The sequence below is a fragment of the Tenacibaculum agarivorans genome (genome assembly GCF_001936575.1).
In the GTDB taxonomy this organism is placed as follows: Bacteria; Bacteroidota; Bacteroidia; order Flavobacteriales; family Flavobacteriaceae; genus Polaribacter; species Polaribacter agarivorans.
Window position 1 is genome coordinate 1 of sequence record NZ_MSMP01000041.1, and the last position, 16283, is coordinate 16283.

15 protein-coding genes are annotated in these 16283 nt (G+C 30.9%); 2 read left to right on the forward strand and 13 right to left on the reverse strand.

Going from position 1 to position 16283, the window contains the following annotated elements:
* The 5 genes from BVC87_RS20350 to BVC87_RS20370 all read right to left on the reverse strand — a co-directional run.
* The coding region (locus BVC87_RS20350) for an NHL repeat-containing protein (RefSeq protein WP_200799217.1) at positions 1-582 on the reverse strand (582 nt) is incomplete at its 3' end.
* A 31-nt stretch (positions 583-613) separates the two neighbouring features.
* Positions 614-985: a putative quinol monooxygenase gene (locus BVC87_RS20355; protein WP_075344252.1), complete on the reverse strand. Its 372-nt coding sequence runs from the start codon at positions 983-985 to the stop codon at positions 614-616.
* 26 nt (positions 986-1011) lie between these two features.
* Entirely contained in the window at positions 1012-1311 is a 300-nt protein-coding gene (locus BVC87_RS20360; protein WP_075344253.1) for a DUF1330 domain-containing protein, read from the reverse strand.
* Between the two features lie 103 nt (positions 1312-1414).
* On the reverse strand, positions 1415-2284 hold the full coding sequence (locus tag BVC87_RS20365; RefSeq protein ID WP_075344254.1) for a helix-turn-helix domain-containing protein: 870 nt from the start codon (positions 2282-2284) through the stop codon (positions 1415-1417).
* 42 nt (positions 2285-2326) lie between these two features.
* Entirely contained in the window at positions 2327-3190 is an 864-nt protein-coding gene (locus tag BVC87_RS20370) for a winged helix-turn-helix domain-containing protein (protein ID WP_075344255.1), read from the reverse strand.
* Positions 3191-3344: 154 nt separating this feature from the next.
* Between BVC87_RS20370 and BVC87_RS20375 the strand changes: the two genes are divergently transcribed.
* Together BVC87_RS20375 and rlmF are read left to right on the forward strand one after the other, a co-directional pair.
* Positions 3345-3929 (forward strand): hypothetical protein, encoded by a 585-nt coding sequence (locus BVC87_RS20375; RefSeq protein WP_075344256.1) that lies wholly within the window; start codon positions 3345-3347, stop codon positions 3927-3929.
* 528 nt (positions 3930-4457) lie between these two features.
* Complete coding sequence (gene rlmF / locus BVC87_RS20380) at positions 4458-5318, forward strand: 23S rRNA (adenine(1618)-N(6))-methyltransferase RlmF (protein WP_075344257.1); 861 nt, start codon at positions 4458-4460, stop codon at positions 5316-5318.
* Here rlmF and BVC87_RS20385 read toward each other — a convergent pair whose 3' ends face one another.
* From BVC87_RS20385 to BVC87_RS20420, 8 genes are all read right to left on the reverse strand, one after another.
* Entirely contained in the window at positions 5319-5879 is a 561-nt protein-coding gene (locus tag BVC87_RS20385; RefSeq protein ID WP_075344258.1) for a DUF4251 domain-containing protein, read from the reverse strand.
* Between the two features lie 116 nt (positions 5880-5995).
* The gene (locus tag BVC87_RS20390; RefSeq protein ID WP_075344259.1) at positions 5996-7432 is read right to left on the reverse strand and encodes an alpha-amylase family glycosyl hydrolase; all 1437 of its coding nucleotides are present in this window, start codon (positions 7430-7432) and stop codon (positions 5996-5998) included.
* 16 nt (positions 7433-7448) lie between these two features.
* Positions 7449-7925, reverse strand: a complete 477-nt coding sequence (locus BVC87_RS20395) for a DUF1905 domain-containing protein (protein ID WP_075344260.1) — start codon at positions 7923-7925, stop codon at positions 7449-7451.
* An 11-nt stretch (positions 7926-7936) separates the two neighbouring features.
* On the reverse strand, positions 7937-9604 hold the full coding sequence (locus tag BVC87_RS20400; protein WP_075344261.1) for an alpha-amylase family glycosyl hydrolase: 1668 nt from the start codon (positions 9602-9604) through the stop codon (positions 7937-7939).
* A gap of 2 nt (positions 9605-9606) precedes the next feature.
* Positions 9607-12039, reverse strand: coding sequence for a TIM-barrel domain-containing protein (locus BVC87_RS20405; protein ID WP_075344262.1), 2433 nt, complete (start codon positions 12037-12039; stop codon positions 9607-9609).
* The gene (locus tag BVC87_RS20410; RefSeq protein WP_234974702.1) at positions 12039-12944 is read right to left on the reverse strand and encodes an alpha/beta hydrolase; all 906 of its coding nucleotides are present in this window, start codon (positions 12942-12944) and stop codon (positions 12039-12041) included. Before BVC87_RS20410 ends, BVC87_RS20405 begins: the two co-directional genes overlap by 1 nt.
* Positions 12945-12979: 35 nt before the next feature.
* Positions 12980-13942 carry an alpha/beta hydrolase gene (locus BVC87_RS20415; protein ID WP_075344264.1) on the reverse strand — a complete coding sequence of 321 codons (963 nt, stop codon included), beginning with the start codon at positions 13940-13942 and terminating at the stop codon, positions 12980-12982.
* 22 nt (positions 13943-13964) lie between these two features.
* On the reverse strand, positions 13965-16271 hold the full coding sequence (locus tag BVC87_RS20420) for a glycoside hydrolase family 65 protein (protein WP_075344265.1): 2307 nt from the start codon (positions 16269-16271) through the stop codon (positions 13965-13967).
* Positions 16272-16283: the final 12 nt, after the last annotated feature.

Consider the following 16283-nt stretch of genomic DNA (forward strand, 5'->3'; position numbering starts at 1 on the left):
TAAAACTGTATCTGAAATAAATAAATCATTTCCTTTCCAAACTAAAGCATTTGGAAAAGCAGTTCCTTCTACTACAACATCTACTCCAATAGCTTCTCCATCTTTTACATTAATTCTTAAAATTCTTGACTGCCCTTTAAACCATAGCTGCATATCAGCAACATAAACATTACCATCTGGACCAAAGGCGATACCGAAAGGAGCTATTTTACCTGTAGTTTTTTCCATATCTTCTGGGGTAAATGTGTACCAAGTACTTAATGCATTGTTTTTATCTACTTTTCCTATGGTTGGTACAGCAGGAGTTTTCATATCACCAGATTGAATTAAAACATCGTTATGAAAATTTGGTGATGTAAAATAGATATTACCTTCCGTATCTATTGCTCCACTAGCTGGAGAATTGAATGTTTCCGGTAAATTCAAAAATAATTTAGCTTCTAATGAAACTGGTTTAACTACTGCTGTTGTTGGTACTGAATTTTCAGATTCTTGCTTAGTTTCTGGTTTTATCTTCCCTTTACAAGCTTGAATTACAATAAGTAGGATAACTACTATCGAATATATATTTACTTTTTTCATGATATATGTAATGTAATCTGGTGAATGAAATTTATCTAGCAAATCCCCCGAAAGGTTTTAACAATTTAGGTGCTAAAGCCGCATGACGACTGGTCAACTCCTCTGGAAGATTACCTAAATGAACCATACGAGTTCCTGGAGCTGCATCCAGCCAACGTTCCGCAAAATTATCCCAATTCGTAATATGGATATGTGCAGATTCTATATTAGCAAAACGCTCATATACTAAAACATCTCCATCATCAGAAACATAATATTGATAGTTTAATGTCCCGCCTTCTTTTTGGGTTGCCGCTACAATTTCATCAACTATAGCTTTAAATTCTTCCCTTTTACCTTCTTTGATTTTAGCTTCTACTATCCAACCAATATTGTCGAAAGTTACATTGTTTTGTGTAGTCATAATTTATAAGGTATTTTGGTTTACAACTAGGCTAAATCGTCTTTAGCTTCTATTAAAAAATGATGACTAACAGAACCTGCTGTTCTAGCTTTTAAGTGAGGAACGTACTCTGGATCTTTCATAAAGTTTAAAGCTGCTTCTTTAGATGGCCATTCTAATATAATTCTTAACGCAGCAGCAGCATCTTCTCCTTCAATTTGTTCATGTGAAGCTGTTCTTGCTAAATATTTACCTCCGTGTTTTTTTACAATTGCTCCTGTTTCTGCGATATAAGCAGGAATCCATGTGTCTACTGTTGGTGTAACGTCTAATACTGAATAAAACATATTTTTTAATTTTTAAAATTATTTACACTACAAAATTATTGCAGTAGTTCATGTTTTATCGAGTAAAAAAAAAGGGGATATAAGTAAAAAATGAAGTAGAAGATTATGGAGTAACTTTCAACCCTTCCTTAAAAGCTCCTACTGTTACTCCTTTGTAAGCTAAGAATGTTTTGTTTAAGTGACTGGTGTCAGTAAAACCTAGCTCTAAAGCTATTTCAGAGAATTGCATATCTGTATATTTCAAGCGGGTTTCCACTAAATTTAATTTATAATTAAGAATGTATTTCTTAATACTCATATCCATATGCTTTTTAAAATATTGACCTATGTAATTATCTGCAATATCAAATTCTTCAGCAAGTTGTTTGTTGGTTATAGCTTTAGAATTGTATATGTGAGTTTGAATATAATTTATAATTCCTTGAATTTTGGATTCTGGTTTATTTATGGTCATATGAGTAGCACTTTCTCTCATATTCCTTGCAATTAAGTGTAATACTACCGATAATGAGTTTTCTATAATAAAGATATCATTAGCACTATTTTTCAGAAATTCTTTGGTTAATAGTTTCACTAAAGATGTCACATTCTCTTTTTCATAAGCCTCTTTAAATTCGAGTAGCCGCAATTGTTTAACTTTATTGTATAAAATTCCTTCTATATTACGAAACCAATTATTTACAGGTAATGTAGGGTTAGAATTCCTAGAATTATTAAAAAAACTCTTTAAGAATTTAATTGTAGTAACTGTGGTTGCTGAATCTACATTTACCGTATATACATCATCAGGTATAAATACAAAAACACTATTATCTGTATAAGGAATGGAGCTTCCATTAATTTTTACATTACCTGTACCCTTTTCAAAATATAATATTTCAAAAAAACGAATGCTCGTATAGGTACAAAAACTAAAATAAGTTTCGTTTTCATAATGTTTTAAAACAAAATTATTGATTATCGTTCTAGCCAATGTATAACATTTTAGAGTGATTAAAATTACTACAAAAAACTATTATTCCACAATTAATTTATAACCTACCCCATGTATGTTACTAATTTTAATAGTAGGATCTTGATTCAATTTTTTTCGAAGTTTTGAAATATAAGTATCTAGACTACGACCAACTATAACACCATTGTCTTCCCACACGCGTTTCGTTAACTCTTCTCGTTTTACTGTTTGATTTTTATTACTTCCTAAAATTTGTAATAACTCACACTCCTTTTTAGATAAACTAATTTCAATATCATTATAAACGATAATGTTTCTTTCAGGATAAAATAGATAGTCTCCAATATGAACATCCTCTTTCTCTTCATGTAGAGTATTTTGTTTCCTTCTTTTCTTAACGACGTAAATAACTATCAACAGCATAAAACATATCGGTATGAGATAATACAACATCGCTTGTTTTGAATTGTTGGTAGTAGTCACTACATTTAAAAAGGTTACTTGAATTGTGTAACAATCTTTTTGTAAACGTCTTCCTACACAAGGAATAATACCTTCTTCTACCTTCTCTTTCATTATATAACTATAGCTTACTTCTTGGCTGTTACAGTGTAATACTTCAACTATATAGTGGTTAGATACAGCTACTTTTTCAAAATTTTCATCTATTAATTTCACCAAATAACTTGGTTTTATTTCTATGTTACTCGTAAAGGATAATTTATATTTTAAAGCTTCTATTTTTTGTATCGGCAATACAGGTTCGTGTACATTTTCATTAGATACTAATAACTGATGCCCTACATTCCGTAGCGCTACTTTTACCATTTCAGAAAAGTGTTTTTGAGGTTTGGGTTTACAATCCAAGCATAGGATTAAAATGAATACACTTGTTACTCTTAGTAGTATGCTTTTTAAAGTCATGATACAAATAACTAATAATTTGATGAATTTTTACAGGCTTTGACACTTCTTTTACACTCTTTTGACACTTTTAAAATAACTAGATAATACTTTTGATACGTTGAAAAACAATACTATTTCTATATAAATAACTCACTCTTAAACTTATAAAATCATGAAATCTATTTTGTATACTTTTCTTTTTGTGTTTTTTGTAAACTGTAATCCAACTCCTAAAACCAGTACTACCTTGGCACAAAATAGTACAGCCATGGTAAAAAGTACTAGTGAAAATACAGTTAATTTTAATACTACTTTCTTACATGAATATCCAAAAAACAAAGATCCTTATACTTTAGGTATACGCATTCAACAAGTTGGAAAAAATACCTATGCTTTAGAAATTGATATGCAATTACAACAAGGTGCTTTTTTTGTTTCTCCAAACTCTAAAAGAGATTTTAAAGGAAAATTTAGTGTTAAACTTTCAGAAAACGATAAAATTAATGCTACGAATACCCTTCAAGAAATTCCTTTATCTAAAGAAGAATTTGATGCACATCCTTATGTAAATGGTTATGTAAATTGGGTAAAACAAAACACCACCTATCGTCAACAAATTAAAATAAATCCAAAAGAAGATTTTAAGATTCCAGGTGTAATCCGTTTCGTAATTGAACCACGATGTACACTTGAAGAAATAGGTTTTATATTAATTTATGAAAATGGAGAATTGAAAGTGCGAAGAGATCTTTGTTAAAAGAAACAATTAAAAACGAGCAAATCATTTAAACTAACTTGATTTAAGAATATATTTTTTACTATGTAAATTAATAGATTACGTCATTATGATGAACTAAACATAGTGAAGTGAAGAAGTAATCTATTAATTTAACGTGAATCTTGGATAAGGAATTCTTGTCAGTTCGAGTGATTTCACAGAATGATAATGAGGTGAAATTGTATCGAGAACAATATATTTACTTCTCGATACAAAATTCATTTCCGTTTTACTCTAATGAATTTCACTCAAAGTGACACCTTTATTATTAAACGAGATTTACGTTAATTTAATAATCAAAATCTCAGATTGCTTCATTCCCCCTTCGACATAGCTCAGGGTACATTCGCAATGGACTTCCTTATTTGCAAGCGAAGCAAAATAAAATTACACCGAAACTAACGTTAAACTATCAATTTGTACAAAGGAGAATTCACTTTTTTATACAAAAAATAAATAAAGCTAAATGATCTGACTTCATATTTCTTTTGATACTTTTGATGCTGAATGCATCCAAGAAACATACATAAAGATAGCGCATACGATTTTGAACAATTAGTAGCTGTACATCCTGATTTAAAAGCATTTGTTTTTGTGAATAATTACAATTCAAAAACTATTGATTTTTCTAATTCAGATGCTGTAATTGCTCTAAATAAAGTGCTTTTAAAGCACTATTATAAAATTAATGATTGGCAATTACCAAAGGGCTTTTTATGTCCTCCTATTCCTAGTAGAGTTGATTATATTCATTATGTAGCAGATGTACTACCAAAAGAGAAGAAACAAATTAAAGGTTTAGATGTTGGAGTTGGCGCCAATGCTATTTATTGTATTTTAGGAGCACAGGTATACAATTGGGAAATGGTAGGTTGTGATATTAACCTAGAAAGTGTGGAAGCTGCTAAAATTAATATTGGTTTTACACCTAAACTTCAAGAAAAAGTATCTATTGTACATCAATCAAATAATGCTCATATTTTTGAGGGAATTATTACCCCTAACGATTATTTTGATTTCACAATGTGTAATCCTCCTTTTCATAGTTCTAAAGAAGATGCTATTAAGGCTACCTCTAGAAAATTAAAAAACTTAAATGATGAAGAGTTTAAACTTAATTTTGGAGGAAAAGAGAATGAATTATGGTGTAACGGAGGAGAATCTTTATTCTTAAAACGAATGATTAAACAAAGTATCCTAGTTAAAGAGCAAGTAGGTATTTTTACAAGTTTAGTTTCTAAAAAGGAAAGTTTACCTAAACTAGAAAAACAACTCAAAAAACTGAAGGCTTCTTTTAAAATAATTCCTATGGAGCATGGGAACAAAAAAACTAGAATTTTGATTTGGTCTTTTTCTAAAAATTTCTGATTAAATTTCGGTTTTAAGAGGCTTTAATGTTCCTCTAAATCCTATACCAAAACGATGAGAGCTTGTAATATTAATTTGAGTAGATAAATTATTAAAAACTAAAACATTCACCGTATAGTTTTCAGTCACATCATTACGATCGCTAACACTAAATTTTATTCTATGATTACCTTTTTTAGTCTTCGTAACTTTATAATTCTTTGGAATTCCGCTTATTGCTATTCCTGAGTCTCTGTTGGTGTACCCTGAAGCGCCCATTTGTCGTTCTCCGAAATAAGGTAAATCCGCAGAAATAGAATCTTTTTTAATAATAAAACTATTACTTGTACTCGAAATATCAATCATACTTACAGAACTATTCAAAGGAAATATTCCAGAATTTTGGAGTGCCATCAACGAATTGGTTACTTGCGGCATAGCCCAGCTTGAAGTAATTATAAAAGATTTACTATGTATTAGATCTTCAACTTTTTTTTGTTGTTCAGGAGAAACAACTTCTTTAGATGATGAACATCCTACAGCAAAAATTAAAATAATTAGAACACTATAAATATTTCTCATTGCGCAATGATTTGTATAAAAGTAATCAAAAAGCTTTTATTTTACTGATAATGAAGTGTTAAAAAACAAAAGAGCATTGATTTTCAATGCTCTTTATCCTATCTTATTAACTTTTATTACTTAATTAAAACCAAATATTCCCAAGGTTTTAGTTCTAATGATGAAGTACTATCAAAAGTAGCAGCTGCATCAAAATAATTTATGTAATTCCCTTTTAAGCTAATTGTATACAACTGCTTTTCTTTTGATAGATTTCCTATAAAAATAACTTCTTGTTCGTCTTTTTCTCTTGAAAAAGCTAATACATTTTCATTTTTTGTATCGATTCTTGTGTAAGAGGCACTTTGTTTTCCTCCATGAAGCGCTTTATTTTCTTTTTTAAGTTTTGCTAATTGTTGTAATAAACTCCATTCCTTTCCTTTTGTTTTAGGAATTGAATCTTTTTCAAAAAACTTTAATCTGTGACTCAATCCATATTCTTGACCTGAATAAATTAATGGCATACCTGGTGTTAAATAACTTAAGGTAGTAAAAAGATTAGCACTCTCTCCCATTCTTTCTTTAATAGTTCCATTCCAAGAATTTTCATCGTGGTTAGTCACAAAAGTCATTAAAATATCATCACTTTCATATCTTTCTTTGTCTTTTGTATATGTAGTATCCCATTCTGCAGCCTTTTTTTCTCCTTTTGCAATATGGTTCATTGCGTGATGACGATCCCAGCCATACCCCATATCAAATAGGCCTTCTTTTAATAATTCTGGCTCCCAAGCTTCTGCTAGCATAAATATTTTTTTCTTCGCTCTTAATTGTGGAACAGCTTCTTGCCAAAATGCTGTAGGTACCGAACCCGCTACATCACATCTAAAACCATCTACATTTTCTTCAGTTAACCAATAACTCATATCAGCAATCATTTGCTTTCTTAAGGCTGGATTGTCATAGTTTAAATCAGCTACATCAGTCCAGTCTGTTCCTTCTGGATGTATTACTTCACCTTTATCATTTTTAGTATAAAAATCAGGGTGCGTAATTAACCATGTATGATCCCAACCGGTATGATTAGGTACCCAATCTAAAATGATATAAATATCATTATCGTGAGCAACTTTAACCAACTCTCTAAAGTCTTCTATAGTACCAAATTCAGGATTGATTTTTTTGAAATCAGATACTGCATAATAACTTCCTAAATATTTTTTTCTTTCCTCTTCAGGAAACTCAGAAGCAAACTTGCTATGTTCTCCTCCTGTGGCCTTTCGTTTGGTTTCTGAAATAGGAAAAATTGGCATTAACCAAATAATTTTTACTCCTAATTCTTTCAATTGAGGTATATCTTTAGTGAATGCATCAAAAGTTCCTTCTGGCGAATATTGACGAATATTAGCTTCGTATATCACAGCGGTTTCTAAATCTTCATTAGAAATTGGTGTTAACTCTTTTTTATGGTCAACTGCTTGTGTTGTACTTGCCTTTTGATTTTCTTCTTTTTTTGTTTCTTGTTTACAAGAAAAAATAGTTGCTATACAGAGTAGTAATACAAGTTTTTTCATGATATATTATTTATGTTTAGTTGTTTGTTTTTCTTCCTAAATTAGGATTATTTATAAGTGCTATAGATTTAGAAATTTGTGTATCTATATTTTTTATTTTGCTCACTTGTATTATAATGCTTCTTTTTTTGCCATCAGTAAGTTGATCAAATCTTTGCTTTAATTCTATATCTTGAGTAAGTAAAACGTCTAAAGCTTCAGGTATTTCTCCTAGTGGATTTGGATCTTCTTTAAGATGAAAACTAACATAATCTCCTAGTGATACGTTTAGAATTTTATAATTTTTTGTGGATATAATAATGAAGAAATTCCCATCTCCAAAATGATTCAGACCACAACGAAACTCCAATTCATCATTTATTGTACAAATAAATCTAGTTTTTCGTTTATGTTCAAATCGGTTGACAATATCAGCATGAAGTTTTAGAAAATAGTATCCTCCTCTTCTCTTGTCTAATTGTCCGATAATTTCTTCACCCTTGTATTCTTTCATGATGCATTCACTTACAAACTTTCTAAAAGCACAGTAGTATACGGAGAATCTAAATTCACCTTTCCTTCTTTTACTTCTATAGTTTGATTAGAATATACATCTTTAAGTTGTTGTCCATCTTTAAAAATTGTAGATACATCAATAATTTTTGGTCCAACTGCTACATCTATTCCAACCACTACTTCATCTGTAAAATCACCTTTTGAATATGATCTTTTAAAGATATAAGGTTTCTCTACAAGCATTTGATGTGTTCCTGCTCCTACTGCTGGGTGGTTTTTTCTAAATTGACCTAATTTTTGCCAGTGCTGTAGTACTTTTTTAGTTTTTTCATCATTTTGTATGCTATCCCAATTCATAAATGAACGTAATGTTGCGTCACCAACTGTTCCTTCAATGATTAAAGGACGAGCAGATTCATCTCCATAATACACTTGAGATGTACCTAAACCTAATAACAATCTGTTAGCTGCTTCAAATGGCTTTTCTCTTGCTGGATCATAAGGCATTCCATCATCATGAGAACTTACATAGTTTAATACACCATAACCTTTTAGTTGGTTGTGTAAAATACTGTCATACTTTTTATTAAAGTCTTCAAAAGCCATTTGTTTAGCATTCCATTTGAATTCAAAATTGATTAAACTATGAAATGCCTTATCAAAATAATTTACTTCTTTATCACCAAAATTGAACATTTTACCTCCTGAAATACTATAATTATAAACCTCTCCAACTAGGTAAAAAGGAGTATTATCTAACACTTTTTCAGGATTATTTTTTCTCCATTCTGCAAACGCAAAATCACATTCTTTTTTAAACTCTTGCCAAACATTCTCTTCAGTATGTTTTACTGTATCTACACGATATCCGTCAATTCCAAATTCTTTGATATAATCGGTTAACCATTTCATGATATAAAATCTTGGTGCCCGTGGATATCCAGTTCTTGTAAAGAATTCGTCTAATTCCTTTACTTCTTGTTCATATCTACCTTCTTTTTTCCACTTCTCTACCAACTGAGTTGGCAACTCTACTGCTTCATTACTTTCCGTTTTTATATCCGGTAAATTTTTAACCAGTGTACATGTAATTGTATTTTCATAAGTATCATATGTACAATGTGGTTCTGTACGCACCCACTCACTTGGCCATACAGGATCTTTTTCTGTTACTGGACCTGTATGGTTTATTACTGCATCTAATAAAATTCTAATTTCATGTTTATGTGCAGCCGCTACTAGTTGTTTTAAATCTTCTTTACTTCCATAATTTGGATCAATATTCGTCCAATCTTTTGTCCAATATCCATGGAAGCCATAGGTAACTCCAGTACCTTCATCTGTTCCTCCGTGAATTTGTTCAACAACAGGTGTCATCCAAATCGCATTAATTCCTAGCTGATCAAAATAACCTTCATTTATTTTTTGAGTGATTCCTTTTAAATCTCCACCTTTAAATCCTCTAAGTTTAGCGGTCTTTTTAGTACGATCAAAATTAACATCGTTTGTAGAATCTGCATTATTAAAACGATCTGTTAATAAGAAATATAAGTTAGCTCCTTCCCAAACAAAAGGAACTTCTTTTTTAGCTTCTTTTGTTTTTTGAGTTATTGCTTTTTGGTCTTTACAACTCACTAATGCAATCGCAATTATGAATATTGATAGTAGTTTGTTCATGACTATAGTTTTATAGTTATTTTCTTAGCTTTAGCTGTATTCCATTGTAATGGAACGGACAACCTATTTTTAGTTGCATCCCAAGAATAAGTTGCAGTTTTCCCAGCTACTTTTACTTTCCTTGGTTTACTTTTGATATGATGTATAACTAATACTAATTCTTTAGTGTTGTCTTTATATTCAGCTCCTATTTTAGCGTTTAGCTGTATTGAAATTGTCTTTTTAGTTGATTTTGAATTGAATTCTAAAATTTCATATTGCTTTTTCTCAAAAGAATTAGCGGTGACCCCATCATCATTATAAAAAGATCGGTTAGATATTTTAACTGACGGATGATAATAGAAATGAAGATCAAAATTATTAAATGAATAGTCTTGAGTTGTTTGTACAACCTTTGTCATAGGAATAAATGCTCCAGCTCTTACATAAGTAGGAATTTGATCTTCTTTTGTTTTAACGATTTGATTCTTACCTCCATTGATCACTGAATCAGTATAAAAGTCAAACCAAGATGATTTTTTAGGAAAATATACTTCTTGCGCTTTAGCTTCTGTTGTTAATACTGGTGTGATTAAAAAATCATTTCCCCAAAGATATGTACCAGACTTTTCAAACAAATCCTCTGAACTTTCTTCAAAAAATAAAGGACGCATTAAAGGTTTTCCTGTTTGATTATTTTCAAATACTAAATTGTAGTTGTAAGGTAATAATTGATAGCGCAATTCAATAGCTTTTTTAGCTAACTCCTTTGCCTTATCTACTCTGAAAACAGGTTCACTTGGTACTTCTTCTTGTGCATGAGGCCTAAAAATAGGTTGAAAAACACCATATTGTAACCAACGTACGTATAATTCATCATCCAAATTTGCTCCTGCAAAACCACCTAAATCGGAATGCATATAGGCTAAACCTTGCATTCCCATTTGTAATGCTATTTCAGGTTGACTTTGTAATCCGCCCCAAGTTCTGTTTACATCACCTGACCAAGGAATCATTCCAAATCGTTGCGAACCTGAATATCCTGCTCTCATTAAGATAAAAGGACGCTCATTTGGATACTCTTTTGTATAACCTTCAAAAATTAATCTAGCCCAATCATGTCCATAAACATTATGTACTTCATCTGCAGTACCTGTTTCATGTAATAGTTTCGAAGGGTGTACTTCTGGTTCGCCTAAATCTCCCCAAAAACCTGCTACTCCTATATCTTTTAAACCTTTGTAAATATTCCAAAACCATTGATTTCCTTCCGGGTTATAAATATCAATTAAACCTGTGTTACCAAAATAGAAATCATATGTAAAAGGATTTCCTACAGAATCTTTTGCTAAAATTCTTTTTGATGTAGCTTCATCCCATTTTTTTGAAGTAGTTAATATAAATGGTTCTGTGATTAAGACTGTTTTTACACCTTGAGTGTTGAAATCTTTAATCATCTTTTTCATATTAGGAAAAGAATCTTTATAGACTTCTAAATTCCCCATTGTTCCTTTAATGTCTTTACCAAACCAATATAAATCTAGAATAACAGCATCTACGGGAATTTGCTCTTTTTTAAAAGCTTCTATAGTATTTTTAGTCTCTTTTTCAGAATGATATCCAAATCTACTTGAAAAATTCCCTAAGCTCCAACGAGGTATCATTGGTTGTTTTCCTGTTAAATCGGTATAATTATCTAACAGATCATACCAAGTATTTCCAACAATAATCTGGTATGTTTTTCTACCTGAAATAGTTTCGTAGGTTAATGTATTATTTTTCTGACTATCTAAGTCTAAATACCCAATAGGTGCATTATCAAAATGAATCATGTACTTTTTAGAAGACACTACAATGGGCATTGTAAAATTCATTAATTCAGAATGTGTTTCATATCCGTAATGAGCTCTATTATATAAAGGAAGACGGTTCCCCCTACGATTCATTCCTAAAGCTCTTGCTCCTCCTCCGTATAAAATTTCATCATTTGTAAGATTAAACTCTATCTTTTCAGTAATATCAGCTGTAATATTACCTTTTACCATATCCATAGGTAAATGTTTACTCTTAAAATATCCTCTTTTTTCAGAAACAATAGGTGCTCCTTTATAAAAGTATGAAATTTTAAAAGGCTTTTTTTGAATAGTTACACTGATGCCGCAAGAAGAAAAATAGCACTGATTATTGTCTTCTTTAAATGTAATTGATTTACATTCTTCAAAATTTTCAAATCCAACTAAAGCGTGAGATGCCGATTTATACGTTTCTCCTTTCGGTACAAATTTAGTTTCTACAATCTCGGGAGAATAAAAATTAAACATGTATACTCCGTCATTTGTTTTTACTTCTAAAAATTCGCCATCTTGAAAAGAAGCTTTGATAAACTTCCTATTTTCATTTTGGGCAAAAATTGCAATTGTAAAAAGAAGATATATAATTGAAAAAATACTTTTCATTATTTGTGTAATAAGAATTTTAATGGAATATCAAATCGTTTATTCCATGAGTTTTCACTATGGTCTGCCCCTTCAAACTTTAGATTCTTGTAGTTTGATGTATTGTACCCAGCTTTATTAAAAATTACATCTACTTTTTTAGCATAAGGAGGATAATATTGATCTAAAGTTTTTGTTCCATAATCAAAATAAAAAGCATGGTTTTTAGGATCAGGGACATTAACCGCTAAATATGCTAAAATTGCCTTCCCTACAGGATTGTCTACTTTAGGTTGTGCTCCTGGCCAATGCGTTGAAAAGCATGCTGCACCAGAAAAAACTTTAGGATATTCACAAATAGCATACATAGACATTAATCCACCCATGGAAGAACCACCTACAAACGTATTTTGTTGATCTTTATAAGTTGCGTAATTTTCATCAATAAATGGCTTCAACTCTTTCACCATAAATTTCACATATTCATCTCCCTTTAAATTAAGATTGAAACCTTGTTTTTTAGCATCTGCATACAAAGAATCTCGAACCTTTTCAGGCATATAATTATTGGTTGCTTTTTCAGGAAATAAGTCTTGCCATCTAATATCAGAAATACTATGTATTCCAACTACAATAACATCTTTAATTTTTTGCTGTTTGTTTAATTTTGAAATCCAATCATCAACTTTCCACTCTTGTTTGTTCCATGTAGTAGTTGAGTCAAATAGATTTTGACCATCGTGCATATACAATACTGCATACTTTTTATTTTTATCATAGTTTTCAGGTAACCAGACATCAACACTTCTAGGAGTAATGTATTTTGATGGAAATTTTTCTATACGCTGTAAACTTCCTGCATACAAGACAGCTTTTGATAATGTTTTGACTTCGATTTTTTTATGCTGTGCTGATACTACAGCCATAAAAAAAACACATATGATTGATAAAATAGGTTTCATTATTTCTTTAATAAAAATAGTAGCGGAATATTAAGACGTTGACTCCATGAATTTTCTGAATGATCTGTTCCTTCAAAAAACAAATTTTTAGCGCTGCTCTCCGTATATCCTTTCTGTTTTAAAATTGAATCTACTCTAGGTGCATACTGAGGATAATGTTCATCCAATGTCTTGTTGCCAAAATCAAAATACAATTTATGAGTATTAGCAGGAGGCAAATTCTCTGCCATGTACTTAAATATAGCATCTGGATATGGATTATCGTCTACAGGCATTGCTCCTACCCAGTGTGTTGACAAACAAGCAGCTCCACCAAATACTGACGGATACTCACTAATTGCATACATTGACATTAATCCTCCCATACTAGATCCCATTACAAATGTTTGTTCTTGTCCAATATACACTGAATAGTTACCGTCTATAAAAGGCTTCAACTCTTTAACTAAAAATTTCAAATAATTATCGCCATTCAACGTAAAGTCTTTAGACCCAGATATACTTTTTAATGATGATTTCTTGTCTTCATCTAAAAACTTAAATGCTTTCTGAGGAAAAAGATCTTGCCAACGAATATCTGGTATATTGTGAATAGCTACTACAATAAAATCTTTAACTTTATGTTGTTTTTGTAGTTGGGATGCCCATTCATCTACTTTCCACTCCTGTTTGTTCCAAGTTGTAGCACTATCAAACAACATTTGGCCATCATGCATGTATATTACATTGTACTTTTTAGATTTTGCATAATCTTTTGGTAACCAAACATCAACATTTCTTGGTTTTATATATGTTGAAGGAAAATGTTCTACACGCTCCAACGAGCCTTCAAAGAGAACAGTGTTAGTTAGTTTTTTAACTTTTAGATGTTTCACATCTTTTACTTTTACTACCTCTTTTTTTTGCCCATTATTACAACTGATAACTAAAAATAGTATAATGGTGTATAGAACATTTTTCATGCTTAAATTAATAAACTTTCAATTAGACTGTGATTAAACTATCTGGTTTAACAGATACTTTTTGATTATTTACTAGAAGAGCTAATTCTTTAGTTCCTTCTAGTTCGAATTCAGTACCTTTTTTAGAGACTTTTACTTTTAAAATTTGACCTCTAAAATTGATTTTGAAAGAGTAAGCATCCCACTGTTTTGGGATTTGTGGCGTAAAACTTAATAATCCTTCTTTAATACGCATTCCTCCAAACCCTTCAACAATACTCATCCATGTACCTGCCATGGAAGTAATGTGTAGTCCTTCTTCAACTTCTTTATTATAATCATCTAAATCTAGACGTGATGTTCTTAAATAAAATGTATATGCTTGATCCATTCTCCCTAATTTAGCAGCTTGTATACTATGCACACAAGGAGAAAGTGAACTTTCATGAACAGTAAACGGCTCATAAAAATCGAAATGTTTCTCTAATTCTTCAGTTGTGAAATGATCTTCAAAAAAGTAAAATCCTTGTAAGGTATCTGCTTGTTTGATATATGGCGAACGTAAAATACGATCCCAACTCCATTTCTGATTAATAGGACGTTGTGAAGCATCTAAGTCTGCAACGCTTATTAATTCTTTGTCTAAAAAACCATCTTGTTGTAAGTATACTTGATTTTCTTCAGAGTAAGGGAAAAACATATTATCAGCTACTTTTTTCCAGCTTGATAATTCAGCTTCTGTGATGTTTACTTTTTCTACAATTCGTTTAAAGTCATCTTTATACTCCTCTTTAACTTTAGTGATATTCTCTAAAGCATAATCAATGCACCATTTAGCTATGTAATTTGTATACCAATTGTTATTGATGTTGTTTTCATATTCATTAGGCCCGGTTACACCAAGCATTACATACTTTTGCTTGTCCTTAGAAAAGTTTACTCTTTGATGCCAAAAACGTGCAATACCTATTAACACCTCCAACCCTTTTTCAGGAATATAACTATAATCGTTAGTGTATCTATGATAATTAAAAATAGCAAATGAAATGGCTCCATTTCTATGAATTTCTTCAAAAGTAATTTCCCATTCATTATGACATTCTTCACCGTTCATTGTTACCATAGGATATAATGCTGCTCCATTTTTAAAACCTAATTTTTCAGCATTTTCTATAGCTCGATCTAACTGATTGTAACGATATGTTAGTAAACTTTTTGCTACTTCTTGGTTTTTAGTAGCCATATAAAATGGTAAACAATAGGCTTCAGTATCCCAATACGTACTTCCTCCATATTTTTCACCTGTAAAACCTTTTGGGCCAATATTTAACTGTGCATATTTACCTAAGTAAGTATGATTTAATTGCATAATATTAAATCGAATACCTTGTTGTGCTTTTACATCACCTTCAATAGTAATATCAGCCATTTCCCAAATAGTAGCCCAAGCTTGCTTTTGTTGATCCAATAACGTATTAAATCCTAAATCTGCAGCTAACTTTAATGTATTTTTAGCAGCAGTTACCAATTGACTTTTGTCGTGATTTCTATCTACAACATAACCTCCAAACTTATGAATACTTGCTACTTCATTAGCTTTTACTTGGGTAGTATATTTGAAAATAACTTTAGTCTCAGTTTTTTCAACTTCAGGAATAATTTCTTGCTTTTTATGATTAGCAAATACTTCTGATTGCATAAAAGTACAGGTGTGAAAATTAGTTTTCATTGTATGTGCTTCTATGAAACCTTGTTCTTGATCTGCTAAAACATTGATAGTATTCCAAAATTGATCATCCCAGTTACTATCTTCATTTTGAATACCACTATCTAAATAAGGTTCAAAAATAATTATAGCATTACCTGAAATAGGAGTTACATTGTATTCTATAGCTCCTACTTCATCCAAATCGATACTTAAAAAGCGTTTGGTATCTATTTTTATTTCAAGTCCATTGGCTAAAGTAGCTATAAAACTACGTGATAACCAACCTTCTTTCATATTTAATTCACGTTTGAAATTAGATATATTTTTGCAGGTATTTAAATCAAGTTCTTCACCATTAATACATACATTAATTCCTATCCAATTTGGGGCGTTTAATACTTTAGCAAAGTACTCAGGATATCCGTTCTTCCACCATCCTACTCTTGTTTTATCTGGGTAGTATACACCTCCTATATAACTACCTTGAAATGTTTCTCCAGTGTATTTTTCTTCAAAGTTGGCACGTTGTCCCATGGCTCCATTACCAATACTGAATAAACTCTCTGAAGATTTTACTCTGTCTGCATTGAATCCTTCTTCAATAATAGACCATTCATTGGGTATAATATAATCTTGATTCATTTCTAGTCTGTT

Coding starts and splice junctions, on each gene's coding strand:
- BVC87_RS20355 (WP_075344252.1), bottom strand. CDS start 985: ATGACTACACAAAACAATGTAACTTTCGACAATATTGGTTGGATAGTA.
- BVC87_RS20360 (WP_075344253.1), bottom strand. CDS start 1,311: ATGTTTTATTCAGTATTAGACGTTACACCAACAGTAGACACATGGATT.
- BVC87_RS20370 (WP_075344255.1), bottom strand. CDS start 3,190: ATGACTTTAAAAAGCATACTACTAAGAGTAACAAGTGTATTCATTTTA.
- BVC87_RS20375 (WP_075344256.1), top strand. CDS start 3,345: ATGAAATCTATTTTGTATACTTTTCTTTTTGTGTTTTTTGTAAACTGT.
- rlmF (WP_075344257.1), top strand. CDS start 4,458: ATGCATCCAAGAAACATACATAAAGATAGCGCATACGATTTTGAACAA.
- BVC87_RS20385 (WP_075344258.1), bottom strand. CDS start 5,879: ATGAGAAATATTTATAGTGTTCTAATTATTTTAATTTTTGCTGTAGGA.
- BVC87_RS20390 (WP_075344259.1), bottom strand. CDS start 7,432: ATGAAAAAACTTGTATTACTACTCTGTATAGCAACTATTTTTTCTTGT.
- BVC87_RS20395 (WP_075344260.1), bottom strand. CDS start 7,925: ATGAAAGAATACAAGGGTGAAGAAATTATCGGACAATTAGACAAGAGA.
- BVC87_RS20400 (WP_075344261.1), bottom strand. CDS start 9,604: ATGAACAAACTACTATCAATATTCATAATTGCGATTGCATTAGTGAGT.
- BVC87_RS20405 (WP_075344262.1), bottom strand. CDS start 12,039: ATGAAAAGTATTTTTTCAATTATATATCTTCTTTTTACAATTGCAATT.
- BVC87_RS20410 (WP_234974702.1), bottom strand. CDS start 12,944: ATGGCTGTAGTATCAGCACAGCATAAAAAAATCGAAGTCAAAACATTA.
- BVC87_RS20415 (WP_075344264.1), bottom strand. CDS start 13,942: ATGAAAAATGTTCTATACACCATTATACTATTTTTAGTTATCAGTTGT.
- BVC87_RS20420 (WP_075344265.1), bottom strand. CDS start 16,271: ATGAATCAAGATTATATTATACCCAATGAATGGTCTATTATTGAAGAA.